Genomic DNA, 14,545 nt, shown 5'->3' with positions numbered 1-14,545 from the left:
ATGACTAAGAAGAAAAAAAGTATTTTAAGTGATCAGAGATTTATTGTTTTGCTCGTTATCATTGTCCTGTGTGCAATATTCTCAGGCTTGAGTAAAGAATTCAGACAGTACACCACGATCCTGAGTATGCTGGATTTCTCATATTACGATCTTCTTATGGCGATCGGAGTTACATTCCCGCTTATCACTGGTGGTGTTGACCTGTCAATCGGAACTGGTATGGTAGCATACGCACTGATCGCCGGAACACTGATCAGAAACAACAATTGCCCGGTAGCTCTGGCAATGCTGATCTGTATTGTTCTTGGTATCGCAGTTGGTGCACTGAACGGTGTACTGATCGGTGTTATGAACCTGCCGCCATTTTTGGCAACACTTTGTACCTGTATGATCACCCGTGGTGCCGGATCTCTCTGCAGTGCGACACCTTGGCCGGGACTTACACAGGACGGTGGATGGTTCCACACAATCTTTAAAGTAACCGTTGGTACAGGAAGAAGTGCTTCACGTTATCCGCTCGGTTTCCTGTGGATGATCATTCTGGTTCTTCTTATGGAGTACATCCTGAACCACACCAAATTCGGTCGTTACACAATTGCAATCGGTTCCAACAAAGAGGCAGCAGCCCTTTCCGGAATCAATACAAAGTTCTATCACGTAATGGTATACGTTGTCTGCGGTCTGTTTACAGGTCTTGCAGCAATCGCATACGCAGCAGTAACACCTACTGTACAGCCTGGTACTGGTGCCGGACTTGAGATGGATGCTATCGGTGGTGTATTCGTTGGTGGTGTAGCAGCTACCGGTGGATATGGTTCCGTGATCGGTACATTCGTTGGTATCTTCGTCATCATGCTTCTGAAAACAGGTCTTCCATATATCGGCCTGCAGGCAAACTGGCAGCAGATCATCACTGGTATCGTTCTGATCGTAGCCGTTCTGATCGATATCTTGAAAGAGAAAAAAGCAGCACATTGATATTAAGAAGTGTGTATAATAAGTAAGGGTGCTGTTTACAGAGAAATGTGAACAGCACCCGATAATCAAAGATGTGAAACGCCAAGGGGTAGCAACGGCGTATGAACATAAAAAACTATATAATATATTTTAAGGAGGAAATATTATATGAAAGCAAAAAAGGTTATGGCATTAATGCTCTGTGCAGCAATGGTAACAAGCATGAGCGCAACAGCAGCTTTTGCAGCTGAGGAGAAAGAAGATGCAGCAACAGAGGAATCCGCAGATTCCACAGCAGCTGAGGATCCTACCGCACAGTTCGACGGACTGAAAGCAAACGAAGCTTATGAGTTCCCGATGATGGTTAAATCTTTCCAGTCTACATACTGGGATGCAGCTCAGGAAGGTATGAAGAAAGCATCTGAGGAGCTGGGCGTTACTTATAAAGCACAGGGACCGAACAGTGAGTCCGATATCGCTGACCAGGTTAACATGATCAACACAGCTATCGGCTCCAATCCTGTTGGATTAGGACTTGCAGCTTGCGATACATCTTCTGTTCAGGATGCTCTTAAGACATGTGCAGAAAAAGGTATCCCGGTTGTAACTTTCGATACAGGTATCGCTGATGCTCCGGAAGGATCTGTAGTATGCGAGGTTTGTACAGACAACGCACAGGCTGGTGCAGTAGCAGCTGAGAATATGTACAACTCCATTAAAGACGTTGTTAAAGATGCTGACGGACAGGTTATCATCGGTGAGGTTAACCAGGATGCAACAGCTCAGAACATTCAGCAGCGTGGTACTGGATTCATCAACAAGATGATCGAGCTTCTTCAGGCTGATGGCAAGACAGTTGCAGTAAGCGGTAACGAGTTCTATGTAAACGCAGCAGAGGGTGCTGACGCAGACGCTAAAGACGCTGACGTTGTTATCCAGGTAGCTGTTCCGGCACAGACAACTGTAGAGCTCTGCTCCACAGAGGCACAGGCAATCCTTTCCCAGGAGAACTGTATCGCAGTATTCGGTTCCAACCAGGTTTCTGCAGAGGGTGTTCTTGCAGCAAATGCTAACCTTAACGTTCTTGGTTCTGACCCGGCAAACGGTGATGTAGTTGGTGTTGGTTTCGATGCTGGTTCTATCATCAAAGCAGCTGTTAAAGATGGCACATTCATTGGTGCTGTTACACAGTCTCCTCTTATGATGGGATACTATGCAATCTACGCTCTGACAGCAGCAGCAAACGGCCAGGAGCTTCAGGATGTTCCTACAGACGGTTACTGGTATGATGCAACAAATATGGAAGACGAGGATATCGCTCCTAACCTTTATGATTAATCAAATCATATAATTGATAAGATCGTGAAGTTATAATGAACGCGGATGGCGTTCACGGACGTATGAAATAAGAGATCCGCTGGCTGATTCAGTCAGCGGATTTTTTAAACAAATAATGTAGTAGTTCATAAATAATCGCTGTATTATTGGCAAATAAAGACACTTTTTTTGACAAAAGAGGTTCTTATCACCGGAAGGATCCTGATGTATGATAAATACAACATCAGATATGAAAGTGATCAGAAGCTTACATATTGAGGAGGATTTAAAAATGGCAACATATTATTTAGCAGTAGATATCGGAGCATCCAGCGGACGTCACATTCTGGGACATATGGAAAACGGAAAAATGATCCTGGAAGAAATCTATCGTTTTGAGAACGGTATGGTTAAGAAAGACGGAGAACTCTGCTGGGAGTTTGACCGCCTTTTCAACGAGATTGTAAACGGTCTTAAGAAATGTAAAGAAATCGGCAAGATTCCGGTAAGCATGGGTGTTGACACATGGGGCGTTGACTTTGTACTTCTTGACAAAGATGACAACGTTCTCGGAAACACAGTAGGCTACCGTGATCATCGTACAGAGGGAATGGACGAGGAAGTTTACAAGACAATTTCCCTGAAAGATCTGTATGCAAGAACCGGTATCCAGAAAGCAATCTTCAACACAGTATATCAGCTGATGGCAGTTAAGAAGAAACATCCGGAGTATCTGGAGCAGGCCGAGACACTTCTTCATGTACCGGATTACTTCCATTTCCTTCTTACAGGAGAGAAGACCTGTGAGTACACTGAGGCAACAACAGGACAGCTTGTATGCCCGACAACAAAAGACTGGGATTACGAGCTGATCGACATGCTGGGATATCCGAAGAAGATCTTCCAGAAGCTGATCATGCCTGGTACAAGCATCGGACATTTAACAGACGCAGTAAAAGAGGCAGTTGGATTTGACCTTGAGGTTGTAGCACCGGCTACCCACGATACAGGCTCAGCAGTACTTGCCGTTCCTGCAAATGATGACGATTTCATCTACATCAGCTCAGGAACATGGTCTCTGATGGGAATCGAGAGAAAAGAAGCAGACTGCTCAGAGAAGAGCTGTGAGATGAACTTTACAAACGAGGGTGGATATGCAGGACGTTTCCGCTACCTGAAGAACATTATGGGTCTCTGGATGATCCAGTCCGTACGTCATGAGTTTGATGATGCATACAGCTTTGCTCAGATCTGCGAGATGGCTGAGGAGGCAAAAGATTTCCCGTCAAGAGTAGACGCAAACGATGAGTGTTTCCTTTCTCCTGAGAATATGACAAAAGAGGTTCAGGATTACTGTCGCAGAACAGGACAGAAGGTTCCGGAAACTCTTGGTGAGATCGCAACTGTTATCTACACAAGCCTTGCAGAGTGCTATGCAAAAATAGCCAAAGAGCTTGAGGAGATGACAGGAAGAACCTACAGCCGTATCCATATCGTAGGCGGTGGTTCCAATGCAGGATACTTAAATGAGCTGACTGCAAAAGCTACAAAGAAAGAAATCCATGCAGGCCCTGGTGAGGCTACTGCAATCGGTAATATCACAGCACAGATGCTGAAGGCCGAGGAGTTCAAAACTATCGAGGAGGCTCGTACAACCATCCATGAGTCCTTCGGTATCAAAGTATACAAAGCATAAATAATTGGAGGTTTTATTATGTTAGTTAACACAAAGGCAAAAGTTGGTGTATTTTCAATTGCTTTAGGCGCATATCTTCCGCAGTTTCCGTCACTGGTGCCGGAATTTGAGGCACAGTACGACGCATTCAAGAAAACGATCCCGGATACAGTAGAGATCGTTGACGGCGGAATGGTGACAACAAAAGAGCAGGCAATGGTGGCAGGAGATAAGTTCCGTGCAGCAGATGTTGATCTTGTATTTCTTCAGATGCTGACATATGCTACATCCTACAACATGCTTCCTGCGATCCGTGATCTGGATGTTCCGGTTGTTCTTGTAAACGTTCAGAAGATCAAAGCGCTGGATTATGAGCACACTGACATTGCCTCCTGGCTGGGTGAAGGCTATGCATGCGGTGCTGTAGGCGAGGCAGTTGCTGACCTTGAGAGAGCAGGCAAGAGACATGCGGTTATCACAGGCGTTGTAGAAGGCGGAGATCCTGCAGTTCAGGCTGAGATCGAAGACTGGTGCAAGGCTGCTCAGGTAAGAAGAAGATTCCGTGAGACTAACATTGCACAGATCGGAAGACCATATCCGGGTATGATGGATCTGTATATTGATGAGACAAACCTCTATAACAGAATGTTCCTCTACACAAAACAGTTCGACTGGGAGAAGATGTGGGCGATCGCTGATGATATCACAGACGAGGAAGCAATCCGTGCAAAGGCACAGGATATCCTTGATACATTCGATATTGAGGGCGGCGGCACAATCGAGAAAGTATGGGATATGGCTAAATACGTTGTTGCTTTTGAGAAATGGGTAAAAGACGAGCATCTTGGAATGATCGCTTCCCATTACGATGGATTTGCACAGGGTAAAGCAGGTGTCCTTGACAGTATGCTGATCCCGGCATTCTCCATGCTGATCAAACAGGGTACTGCATGTGCTGTAGAGGGTGACATGAAGGTTGCCATGGCAATGAGTATCTTAAAGACAATTTCCGGTACAGGTCAGCTTTCTGAGATGTACTCCATTGACTTCAATGATGATATCTGCATCATCGGACATTCCGGAAGCGGCGACGCTGACATCTCTGACAAGAAGCCAACCATGAAGATCGTAAAAGTATTCCATGGCAAAACAGGTGGCGGATATTTGACACAGTTCTATCCGTACACAGGTCCGGTGACCTACCTTGCAATCACTCAGGATAAAGACGGAAACTTCAAATTCGTTGTAGCTGAGGGCGTAAACGAGGAAGGACCAATCCTTTCCTTCGGTGATACAAACATGAGAACACGCTTCACATGCGGAGCAAGAGAGTTTGTTAACCGTTGGAGTGAGGCTGGCCCGACACATCATATGGCAGCTGCTACAGGAAGACACATCGATACGATCCTGAAGGTTGCAAAAATCTTTAACGTACCGGTAGATATCGTGACAAGATAAATTCTTTCTTATATATTCAACCTAAAACATATTCAAAAAAGGAGACTGCGCGGAGCGGTCTCCTTTTTCATTGGAAAAATAAAAAATCTGCCGGAAATGCAGCTGGCAGATTCGGCAGATCAAAGCTTTGAATTTTTATTTTTTATGCATAAGTGTATGCTCCATGGAAAGCTCATTATGCAGCTGAATGGAAGACCAGTGCTGAGTTACAGGTGTGAGCATGGCCTTCAGTGCAACAGAGGGAATCTGGTTTTCACGGAAAAAAGCAAGAAAATCATCCATCTGTTCACTGGAAAAATCCTTCAGTACGATCATTTCATCGGTGAAATTGCTTCCCAGATTAAACCGGGAAGAGGGCTGAAATCCCGGAATCTCAAAAAGATATCCCAGTGGATGAAGAAATTCGGGTGCTGTGATGATTCGTGTCTTAACCTTCTGTCGGTTCAGATAGCGGCGGATTTGGCGAAGACGTTCAGGATCATTAAAATTATATAAAAGTGCAGCTGGCTGTGTATTCATATAATGTCATACCTCATTTCTGAATATAGATTTTTCTGGAACGTTTTGTATTTTAAAGGACAGGAAAAGTATCTATATAAAAAGTCTGTAAATTACTTTTCGCGATGTGCAGGGAAACGGATCTCAACCTCCGTCCCCTCTCCAGGCTTGCTGGAATAAGTAAGTCCGTAATCATTTCCGTAAAGGATCTGAAGTCTCCGGTGCGTATTATAAACAGCAATATTTGTGCCTCCGGACTGGCTGTTTCCGTTTCCGGAGAGAATAGTGGAAAGGATCTCAGGTGGAATTCCAACACCATCATCAGAAACAAGAAGAACAACATCTTCATTTTCCATCCATCCTGTAATTACGATCGTACCGGACTTGGATTCTTTTTCCAGGATTCCGTGAAGAATGGAATTCTCCACAACGGGCTGAAGAGTCAGCTTCGGGATCTGGTATTCTGAAAGCTCATCCGGGATATCTGTGATCAGCTCAATGCTGTCATGGTAGCGCATATTCTGGAGTTGCACGTAGATGGTTACATGCTCCAGCTCCCTTGCAATGGTAGAGATTCCTTTTTGGCGGCTCAGGGTCAGCTTATAAAAACGGGAAAGACTCTGCACAGCGTGACTGATCTCATCAGTCTGTCCCTGCAGTGCCATCCAGTTGATCATATCCATGGTGTTATAAAGAAAATGTGGATTGATCTGTGCCTGGAGGGAGTTAAATTCCGCGATCCGGAGATCTTCGGCGGCCTTTGCCTGCGTTTTCATCAGCTCATCCATTTTTCGGGTCATATAGTTGTAGGTGTCAATCAGATCACCGATCTCATCATGGGCAGAAGGGCTGTCCATGGGAGTAGGCGGGCCGTGGCGGACGGTCTGCATCTGCCGGATCACAGAAGAGAGTCTTCCGGTAATGGAATGAGCCAGCACGTTGGCAAAAATAAGTGCCAGAACCAGAAAAACGGCGTAGATAAGCGCAATCTGGATCATCAGCCGGTTGCTCGCATGGATCAGCGGTGGTGAAGGCAGGACCGTTACCATAAACCAGTCCGTATTGGAAATACTGTAAAAACCGGCATAAACCTTTGTGTCCAGAATGTTCCGCTCAATGAAGTTATTGGAAGACATAAAGGAAGCCTTGATGGTGTCGTAATCCAGCTGGTAGATTCCGGATAATGACGGATCTGAGGTGGCAACAATGGCATCACGTTCGTTTACAATATATGAAACACTTCCTTCCAGAGATAGATTGTCGGAAAGAATGGAGGTAAGCTTGTCATCGGAATAATACACTGCAAGATAAGCCTTATAGGCAGTGGAGTGATAATAAAGGCTTAAAGGGCAGATATATGCCATATCACCATAATTCTTTTTTTCCCTGGAGCCTAGATAAAAGGAAGGACAGAACATTTCCTGGGCGTTCCGGTTTCCCTGAAAGATACCGTACCAGTAGGTACCTTTCGCCTGACTTAAGGGAGCAAGGATATTCTCAGTGTTGGGATAAGTATCCAGTTCTTTCAGATCATCAGGAAAATCTACATAGATCCGTACATCGGTAACAATGGAATCTGTGGTCAGACGCTGAAGGGCATTTTTAAAATCAATGGCATGGTTGGAGGTGGCAAGCTCTTCTGCTGAATCGCTGACCGGCATATAAAAAAGCTCCTGAAAAAAATTCTGTCCTGTAATATTCCGGGTGGTTGCAAGAATCGTCTCCATAGTCCGTTCGATCAGAGGGGCAGTTTTTGCGGAGGCGTCCTGTTCCTGCCGGATGGTATTGGAAACCACCATGCTATAAAGTCTTCCATAAAAAAGAAAGACAGTAAGAAATGCAGGAACTACCACAATGCTGATCAGGGCAATGGTGAATTTGGTCTGCAGGCTTAGATTCAGGTAGCCGTTTTTGAAACGGCGCCAGAGGGCCCTCATGACATTTTCTCCCGGTATTCAGAAGGGGAAAAGCCGGAGTATTTTTTGAAGCTTTTTCCGAAGTAATTGCCATCCGTATAGCCTACCTTGGAAGAAATCTCGGAAATCTTGTATCTGGGATCGGAAAGCAGCTGCTTGGCCTTTTCCATCCGGTACTCCGTCAGATATTGATTGAGAGTCTGTCCGGTCTCACTTTTGAAAAAGGTGCATACATAAGAGGTGGAAAGGTATACATGTCCGCTGATATCTTTTACGGAAAGAGTATCGTTCATGTAGTTCCGGCTGATGTAATCCTTGATCATAAAGATCGTGGAATTTTCCGGCTGGGAATTTTTGGAATCTTCAAAATACCGGGCGGTTTTTTCTTTCAGAGCTTTGTGAAGCTCTTCGTAGGTAAAGGCGTTGTTCAGAGTATCCACGATCAGGTCCTGTTTTTCATGAAGCTCCGATCCTACCTGATTTTTTTTACGGGAAGCTGAAAGTGCATTAAACAGCTGGTAATAAAGATCACGGATCTGATTAGGAATAAATGTGTGATTGCAGCTGTAATACCGGAAAAGCTCTTCAAGAAACTGAGCACAGTGTTCTTCCTCGCCGGCCAGGAGATAGTTGGAAAAGGTATTTTCCGGTGACTGCAGGGAGTCCGGAACCGGCCCTTTTGAAGGTAGCTGGGTTATGATATTTTCTGTGAGAAATGTTTTTTCCGGAAAGAAAAAGCAGTTCTGCAGAAGAATCACGGCGGAAGCATAGGATTGATAAACCCTGGAAATATCTGTTACGGTAGTTCCGGCTGCGATCAGATGCTTTCCGCAGCTGTCATACTGTCTGGAAATATAGCTTCCTACTGCGGAAAGTGTTGCCGGGGAAAGAGCATTTGTTCCATATATATGGTGAACCAGATACTGAACTCTTTTTTCCACAAAAAGACATTTCAGATGATAATGTTCCAGAAAACGGGAAATGTCAGTCAGGAGATCTTCCAGGAAAATACCGGAGGCTTCCACAGATTCATTAAGCTTCACAATTACAGAAGTAAAATTCATACCGGGTTCAAGAAGCTCCGGCTGTTCCAGCTCCAGACAGAGATCTGCGATCCTGGTGCTGCCGGAAGGGGGAAGCGTCAGCTGCTGTGCCAGCCGGGTAGCGATTTCCTGGGAATGGATCGCTTCGCCACGATGGGAGCGGAGCTTTTGCTTGTAAAGAGTTTCTGCTTCAAGAACTGCAGCCCGTACTTCTTCGGGATGCAGAGGTTTTTCGATGTAATTGACGGCTTTTAATTTGATGGCAGCTTTCAGATACTCTTTGTCAGAATATCCGCTCATAAAGATAGGGATACTGTCCGGCAGGAATTTCTCCAGTCGTTCCAGCATGGCAATGCCTGTCATCCGCGGCATCCGAACATCGCAGAGAATGATCTCAGGTTTATACAGTCTGGCCATTTCCAGTCCATTCACACCATCGTCTGCCTGAAGGATCTCGGTAATTCCCAGAGAATCCCAGTCAATAGATGAGATCAATCCGGTACGAGTAAGTTCTTCGTCATCAACGATCAGTAATTTCATATACAATTCTCCAATCGAGCATAGCTTCATAGCTTTGTAAATCGGACGTTTAAAGTTCTGTTTATATTCACAGAAAACTGTAACGTCAACGTTACTATTATAGCATAAAGTATATAGAAATACGAGAATGTGGCAATGGTTTATGAGTAATATTTTACAGGGAAAAGAAGAATATTTTACCCTTATCCAAAAATATTCCCATTATCAACCTGTGGGCCGGATGATAGAATATAATCAGATTAAGGGAAAGGGAGGAGAAAGAGCCGTGTCAGAATATGTTCTTGAATTAAAAGGTATTACGAAGATATTCCCCGGTGTCAAAGCTCTGAATAATGTACAGTTCCAGCTCAAGCCTGGCGAGGTTCACGCGCTGATGGGTGAGAATGGTGCTGGTAAATCTACGTTTATCAAGGTTATTACCGGAGTACATAAAGCAGAAGAGGGTGAGATGTTCCTGAATGGACAGAAGGTTGACTTCAAAGGTCCGAAGGATGCCCAGGAGGCAGGTATTGCAGCCGTATATCAGCATCCGACATCATATCCGCACCTTACAGTTGCAGAAAATATTTTTATGGGTCATGAGATCATCAAACATCATATGATCCAGTGGAAAGAGATGAACCAGGAGGCGAACAAGTACTTAGGTGAGCTGGATGCAGATTTCGATGCAACAGCAGAGATGGGTACACTTTCCGTTGCACAGCAGCAGATGGTTGAGATCGCCAAGGCACTTTCCACAAATGCAAAGATCATCATTCTGGATGAGCCGACAGCAGCACTTACCAGAAACGAGTCTGAGAAGCTTTATACACTGGTTGACAAGCTGAAAGAGAATGGCGTTTCCATTATCTTTATTTCCCACCGTTTTGAGGATATGTACCGTTTGGCTTCCAGAGTTACCGTATTCCGTGATTCACAGTATATCGGAACCTACGATGTAAACGGAATCACAAACGCAGATCTGATCAAAGCAATGGTTGGACGTGAGATCAATGATCTGTTCCCGAAGCCGGAGGTTGAGCTGGGAGATGAGATGCTTCGTATCGAACATCTTTCCAGAACAGGATTTTTCAAGGATGTTTCCTTCAATGTACGTGCAGGCGAGATCGTAGGTCTTACCGGTCTGGTTGGTGCAGGACGTACAGAGGTTATGGAAGCTGTCAGCGGAATCACCCGTCCGGACGAAGGAAAGGTTTTCCTTGAGGGAAAAGAGGTTTATATCAAGACTCCTTCCGAAGCAATGGAAAAAGGTATCATCCTTCTTCCTGAGGACAGACAGAAGCAGGGTCTGGTCATGAGCTGGGGACTTGGAAGAAACGTAACACTTCCGATCATCAGCAAATATGCAAAATCCGGATTCAATGATGAGAAGGCAGAAAGAGAGCTTTCCAAGAAGCTTCTTGAGGAAGTAGATACCAAGGCTGTTGATATCTTCCAGCCGGCAAGCTCACTGTCCGGTGGTAACCAGCAGAAGGTTGTTGTTGCCAAGGCGCTTGCTCAGGAAATGAAGGTCGTTATCATGGATGAGCCGACAAAGGGTGTTGATGTTGGTGCGAAAGCCGAGATTTATGCGATCATGGGAGATCTTGCGAAGAAGGGCTATGCTATCATCCTTATCTCTTCCGAGATGCCTGAGATCCTTGGAATGTCTGACCGTATTATCGTTATGTGCAACGGCCGTAAGACAGGTGAACTGAATAGAGGAGAGGCTACACAGGAAGGAATCCTTGAGCTGTCCATGGAAAAGAGCACCGGAAAGGGGACTAAATAATGGAAAAGAAATCTGTCATCAAGAAGATTACAGGCTCCCGAGAGGCTCTGCTGGCAATTATCGTGATCGTGCTGTTTGCAGTTGTCACAGTGATCAGTCCGTCATTCCTTACGCCGAAGTCCCTCATGGAGATGCTGAAAAATAATGCAGTAACAATGGTAATGTCACTTGGTATGTTATGTGTCATGCTGGTAGGCGGAATCGATATTTCCATTATGTCAACCTTGGCACTTTCCGGTATGTCAATCGGTATGCTGCTGAAATACGGACATATCACAAGCACATTACTTGCTTTCATCATTGCAATGGCAATCGGTATTGCCTGCGGACTTGTTGTAGGCCTTGTGATCTCAAGAGCAAACGTACCGCCAATCATTGCAACCATGGGCTTTATGTACATCTACAGAGCAATGGGTTATCTTGTTTCCCACGGTGGTGAGTGGGCAAGTGCCGCAGCTCTTGGTGAGTTTAAAAATTTTGCAACAACCAACTTCCTTGGAATCAACAAGGTTATCTGGGTAATTATCGTATGCTATGTGGTATTCTTCTTCTTTATGAAATGGACAAGAACAGGACGAAGAATCTATGCAGTAGGAAGTAATGCAAGTGCAGCTCAGGTTTCCGGTATCAATGCGAAGAATATCAACCTTCTTGTATATGTGATCATGGGATTCCTCGCAGGTCTTGGCGGAGCACTTCAGGTATCTGTTTATGCTTCTGCAATGCCTGATATGCAGTACGGCGGTGAGATGGATGTTATCGCAGCCTGTGTTATCGGTGGTGTAAGCATGAGTGGTGGACGTGGAACAGTAGTTGGTGCGTTCCTTGGTTCCATTATCCTTGCAACGATCGCAAAAGCTCTTCCGCTTGTAGGTATCAGTTCCCTGTGGCAGAATATGATCAAGGGTGTTATCATCCTGGTAGTAGTTGTGATCAATGTTATCCTGCAGAGAATCGCAGACAAAAACGCATTAAAGGGAAGGGAGATGTAAATCATGGCTGGAAAATCTGGAAGAAGTATTAACAATGTGCCGGAAAATCCGATGAAACACATCATATTCAGTTGGGAAGGCATCCTGGTCGTTCTCTTTATCCTGGTAAATATTTTCTGCGCATCATTTTCTGAGTTTTATAATCTGAAGAGTGTCCTTCGTCAGATGCCGGTTTACCTTGCAGAGGTATTCATGATGTTCCCGATGGCGTACATCCTGGTATTAGGCGAAATTGATATTTCAGTAGGTGCGATCGTGTGTCTCTCCGCAACATTAAGCTGCATGGTCTGCAACACAAACGCTCCGTTTATTGTAGTAGCACTTACAGCACTGGTTGTTGGCGGCCTCTGCGGTGCGGTTAACGGATTTATCCTTACCCGCTTCAAAGAGCTTCCTCCAATGATCGTAACACTGGCAACACAGATCATCTTCCGTGGTATTGCTGAGGTAACACTTGGAGCCGGCGGAAGTATCGCGATCACAAACACAGACGGTTTCCGTGCTATCGGTGGAAAAGTAGGAAATGTTCCATACATTCTTTTCCTGGTACTGATCCTTGGTGTGATCTTCGCAATTTTCCTTGGAAAGAGCACATTCGGACGTCGTACCTACGCGATCGGAACAAACCGTGTGGCAGCTTATTATGCAGGCGTTCATGTAGAGAAGATCCGTTTCATCATCTACACAGTTATGGGACTTATGTCCGGACTTTGTGCACTGTTCCTGGTATCATCTTCTTACGGTGCAAACACAACAACCGGTAACGGATTTGAGATGGATGCCATCGCAATGGCAGTATTCGGAGGTATCTCCTCTACAGGTGGTAAAGGTAATCTGGCCGGCGGTATCATTTCCGCATTCATCATCGTATGTTTACGAGTTGGTCTTGGACAGAAGAACGTAAATGCACAGGTAATCCTTCTCATTATTGGTGTACTTCTGGTAGCAGCAGTAGCTCTCCCGAATATCATCGGCGATGTGAAAAAAGCAGTAGCAATGAAGAAAAACTAAATATTACTTTTGAAACCCAATACGATTGTTAGCTGCCTCCAGTGGTGTAGCGGAGGCAGCAGCATATAAAAAAATTATATTTTTATAGGGAGGAACAACAATGAAAAAAAAGGTAATTAGCGCAATCCTTTGTGGAGCAATGGTTCTTGGTACAGTTTGCCCGGTTCTCGCAGCAGATGACAAATCCGAAGATACTAAGACAGAAGCAGCTGGAAATTCCGCAGAAGGCAAAAAGATCGCTCTGGTTGGTAAAGCAGCCGGCAACGCATTCTTCGAGATCGCAGCTAAATCTTTCCAGGAGACAGTAGAGGCTGAAGGCGGCGAAGTTCAGGTCGTTTATCCTGAGACAGCTACAGCTGATGCACAGATCAAGGTTCTTGACAACCTGATTTCCCAGGACTTTGATGCAATCTGTATTTCCGCTAACGATGTTAACGCTCTTCAGGCTAAGCTTGAGGAAGCTATGGATGAGGGAATCAAAGTATCTTCCTTCGACTCCGCTCCGAACAAAGACAGCCGTGAGATTTTCGTAAACCAGGCTGGTACAAAAGAAGTTGCTCAGGCACTTATGGATGCAGTTCTTGATATTTCCGGTGGTGAGGGACAGTTTGCTATCCTTTCCGCTACATCTCAGTCCGCTAACCAGAATGCATGGATTGATGCAATGAAGACCATCATGGAAGGCGATGACAAATACAGCAAGCTTGAGCTTGTAGATGTTGTATACGGTGATGATGAGCCGCAGAAATCCACAGACCAGACAGCAGCTCTTCTTCAGAACTACAAAGATCTGAAAGTTATCTGCGCACCTACAACAGTTGGTATCGCAGCAGCAGCTAAATATCTTCAGGATAACGGATCTTCCTGCAAGCTGACAGGACTTGGACTTCCATCTGAGATGCAGGAGTACACAGGTGATGATGATTCTCATTCCTGCCCATACTTCTATCTGTGGGATATGCAGGGCCTTGGAAAACTCAGTGCTTACACAACAATCTCTCTGATCAACGGTGACATCACAGGTGCTAAAGATGACAAGTTCACAGCTGGTGACCTTGGGGACTACACAGTAACAGATGCTGATGACGGCGGTACAGAAGTTGTTCTTGGCGCACCTCTGAAATTCGATACAAGCAACATCGAGGAGATGGCTAAACTGTACTAATCAATCCTCAGATTGACTGTATAATCATATGATAAATCCTTTCAGAACAGGCGGAGTCTTCGGACTCCGCCTTGTTTCGTATATTTGGATTTCGTGTATAGAAGGTTTCCGAAAAAATCTCAGCCTTCTGATTCTGGTTGTACTCTTATGGCTGCAGTGTTAAAATGAGGACAGCAGAACAGAAAACCATGAACAGATGAAG

The 14,545-nt window shown here is 45.1% G+C and carries 11 protein-coding genes; 8 read left to right on the top strand and 3 right to left on the bottom strand.

The genetic code is table 11. The features are described from left to right. The 4 genes from HFM85_RS11635 to HFM85_RS11620 all read left to right on the top strand — a co-directional run bounded on the left by HFM85_RS11635 (nucleotide 1) and on the right by HFM85_RS11620 (nucleotide 5,407). On the top strand, nucleotides 1-978 hold the full coding sequence (locus HFM85_RS11635; RefSeq protein ID WP_021977851.1) for an ABC transporter permease: 978 nt from the start codon (nucleotides 1-3) through the stop codon (nucleotides 976-978). 147 nt (nucleotides 979-1,125) lie between these two features. Next, the gene (locus tag HFM85_RS11630; protein ID WP_118070954.1) at nucleotides 1,126-2,295 is read left to right on the top strand and encodes a substrate-binding domain-containing protein; all 1,170 of its coding nucleotides are present in this window, start codon (nucleotides 1,126-1,128) and stop codon (nucleotides 2,293-2,295) included. 271 nt (nucleotides 2,296-2,566) lie between these two features. Further along, the gene (gene rhaB / locus HFM85_RS11625) at nucleotides 2,567-3,970 is read left to right on the top strand and encodes a rhamnulokinase (protein ID WP_173738279.1); all 1,404 of its coding nucleotides are present in this window, start codon (nucleotides 2,567-2,569) and stop codon (nucleotides 3,968-3,970) included. A gap of 18 nt (nucleotides 3,971-3,988) precedes the next feature. Then, a complete protein-coding gene (locus tag HFM85_RS11620) occupies nucleotides 3,989-5,407 on the top strand; it encodes an arabinose isomerase (RefSeq protein WP_118368701.1) in 1,419 nt (472 codons plus the stop codon). Nucleotides 5,408-5,542: 135 nt separating this feature from the next. On the opposite strand, the gene HFM85_RS11615 is transcribed toward HFM85_RS11620, so the two are convergent. From HFM85_RS11615 to HFM85_RS11605, 3 genes are all read right to left on the bottom strand, one after another. Then, nucleotides 5,543-5,926: a DUF3783 domain-containing protein gene (locus HFM85_RS11615; RefSeq protein ID WP_173738278.1), complete on the bottom strand. Its 384-nt coding sequence runs from the start codon at nucleotides 5,924-5,926 to the stop codon at nucleotides 5,543-5,545. 92 nt (nucleotides 5,927-6,018) lie between these two features. After that, entirely contained in the window at nucleotides 6,019-7,842 is a 1,824-nt protein-coding gene (locus HFM85_RS11610) for a sensor histidine kinase (RefSeq protein WP_173738277.1), read from the bottom strand. Further along, a complete protein-coding gene (locus HFM85_RS11605; protein WP_173738276.1) occupies nucleotides 7,839-9,404 on the bottom strand; it encodes a response regulator transcription factor in 1,566 nt (521 codons plus the stop codon). The genes HFM85_RS11610 and HFM85_RS11605 overlap by 4 nt, the downstream gene beginning before the upstream one ends. 265 nt (nucleotides 9,405-9,669) lie before the next feature. Between HFM85_RS11605 and HFM85_RS11600 the strand changes: the two genes are divergently transcribed. The 4 genes from HFM85_RS11600 (at nucleotide 9,670) to HFM85_RS11585 (ending at nucleotide 14,343) form a co-directional block, all read left to right on the top strand. Further along, nucleotides 9,670-11,175: a sugar ABC transporter ATP-binding protein gene (locus tag HFM85_RS11600; protein WP_173738275.1), complete on the top strand. Its 1,506-nt coding sequence runs from the start codon at nucleotides 9,670-9,672 to the stop codon at nucleotides 11,173-11,175. Then, a complete protein-coding gene (locus HFM85_RS11595) occupies nucleotides 11,175-12,167 on the top strand; it encodes an ABC transporter permease (RefSeq protein WP_173738274.1) in 993 nt (330 codons plus the stop codon). Before HFM85_RS11600 ends, HFM85_RS11595 begins: the two co-directional genes overlap by 1 nt. A 3-nt stretch (nucleotides 12,168-12,170) precedes the next feature. Next, on the top strand, nucleotides 12,171-13,178 hold the full coding sequence (locus tag HFM85_RS11590) for an ABC transporter permease (protein ID WP_173738273.1): 1,008 nt from the start codon (nucleotides 12,171-12,173) through the stop codon (nucleotides 13,176-13,178). Nucleotides 13,179-13,278: 100 nt separating this feature from the next. Continuing rightward, nucleotides 13,279-14,343, top strand: coding sequence for a substrate-binding domain-containing protein (locus HFM85_RS11585; RefSeq protein WP_119238746.1), 1,065 nt, complete (start codon nucleotides 13,279-13,281; stop codon nucleotides 14,341-14,343). Nucleotides 14,344-14,545: the final 202 nt, after the last annotated feature.

The organism is Blautia schinkii (assembly GCF_013304825.1).
In the GTDB taxonomy this organism is placed as follows: Bacteria; Bacillota; Clostridia; order Lachnospirales; family Lachnospiraceae; genus Blautia_A; species Blautia_A schinkii_B.
The sequence above is the reverse complement of the archived record's forward strand: the minus strand, read 5'-3'. Positions and strand labels throughout refer to the sequence as shown.

Bases quoted from the DNA above. Each gene is read 5' to 3' on its own strand.
- HFM85_RS11635 (WP_021977851.1), top strand. From the start codon at position 1: ATGACTAAGAAGAAAAAAAGTATTTTAAGTGATCAGAGATTTATTGTT.
- HFM85_RS11630 (WP_118070954.1), top strand. From the start codon at position 1,126: ATGAAAGCAAAAAAGGTTATGGCATTAATGCTCTGTGCAGCAATGGTA.
- rhaB (WP_173738279.1), top strand. From the start codon at position 2,567: ATGGCAACATATTATTTAGCAGTAGATATCGGAGCATCCAGCGGACGT.
- HFM85_RS11620 (WP_118368701.1), top strand. From the start codon at position 3,989: ATGTTAGTTAACACAAAGGCAAAAGTTGGTGTATTTTCAATTGCTTTA.
- HFM85_RS11615 (WP_173738278.1), bottom strand. From the start codon at position 5,926: ATGAATACACAGCCAGCTGCACTTTTATATAATTTTAATGATCCTGAA.
- HFM85_RS11610 (WP_173738277.1), bottom strand. From the start codon at position 7,842: ATGAGGGCCCTCTGGCGCCGTTTCAAAAACGGCTACCTGAATCTAAGC.
- HFM85_RS11605 (WP_173738276.1), bottom strand. From the start codon at position 9,404: ATGAAATTACTGATCGTTGATGACGAAGAACTTACTCGTACCGGATTG.
- HFM85_RS11595 (WP_173738274.1), top strand. From the start codon at position 11,175: ATGGAAAAGAAATCTGTCATCAAGAAGATTACAGGCTCCCGAGAGGCT.
- HFM85_RS11590 (WP_173738273.1), top strand. From the start codon at position 12,171: ATGGCTGGAAAATCTGGAAGAAGTATTAACAATGTGCCGGAAAATCCG.
- HFM85_RS11585 (WP_119238746.1), top strand. From the start codon at position 13,279: ATGAAAAAAAAGGTAATTAGCGCAATCCTTTGTGGAGCAATGGTTCTT.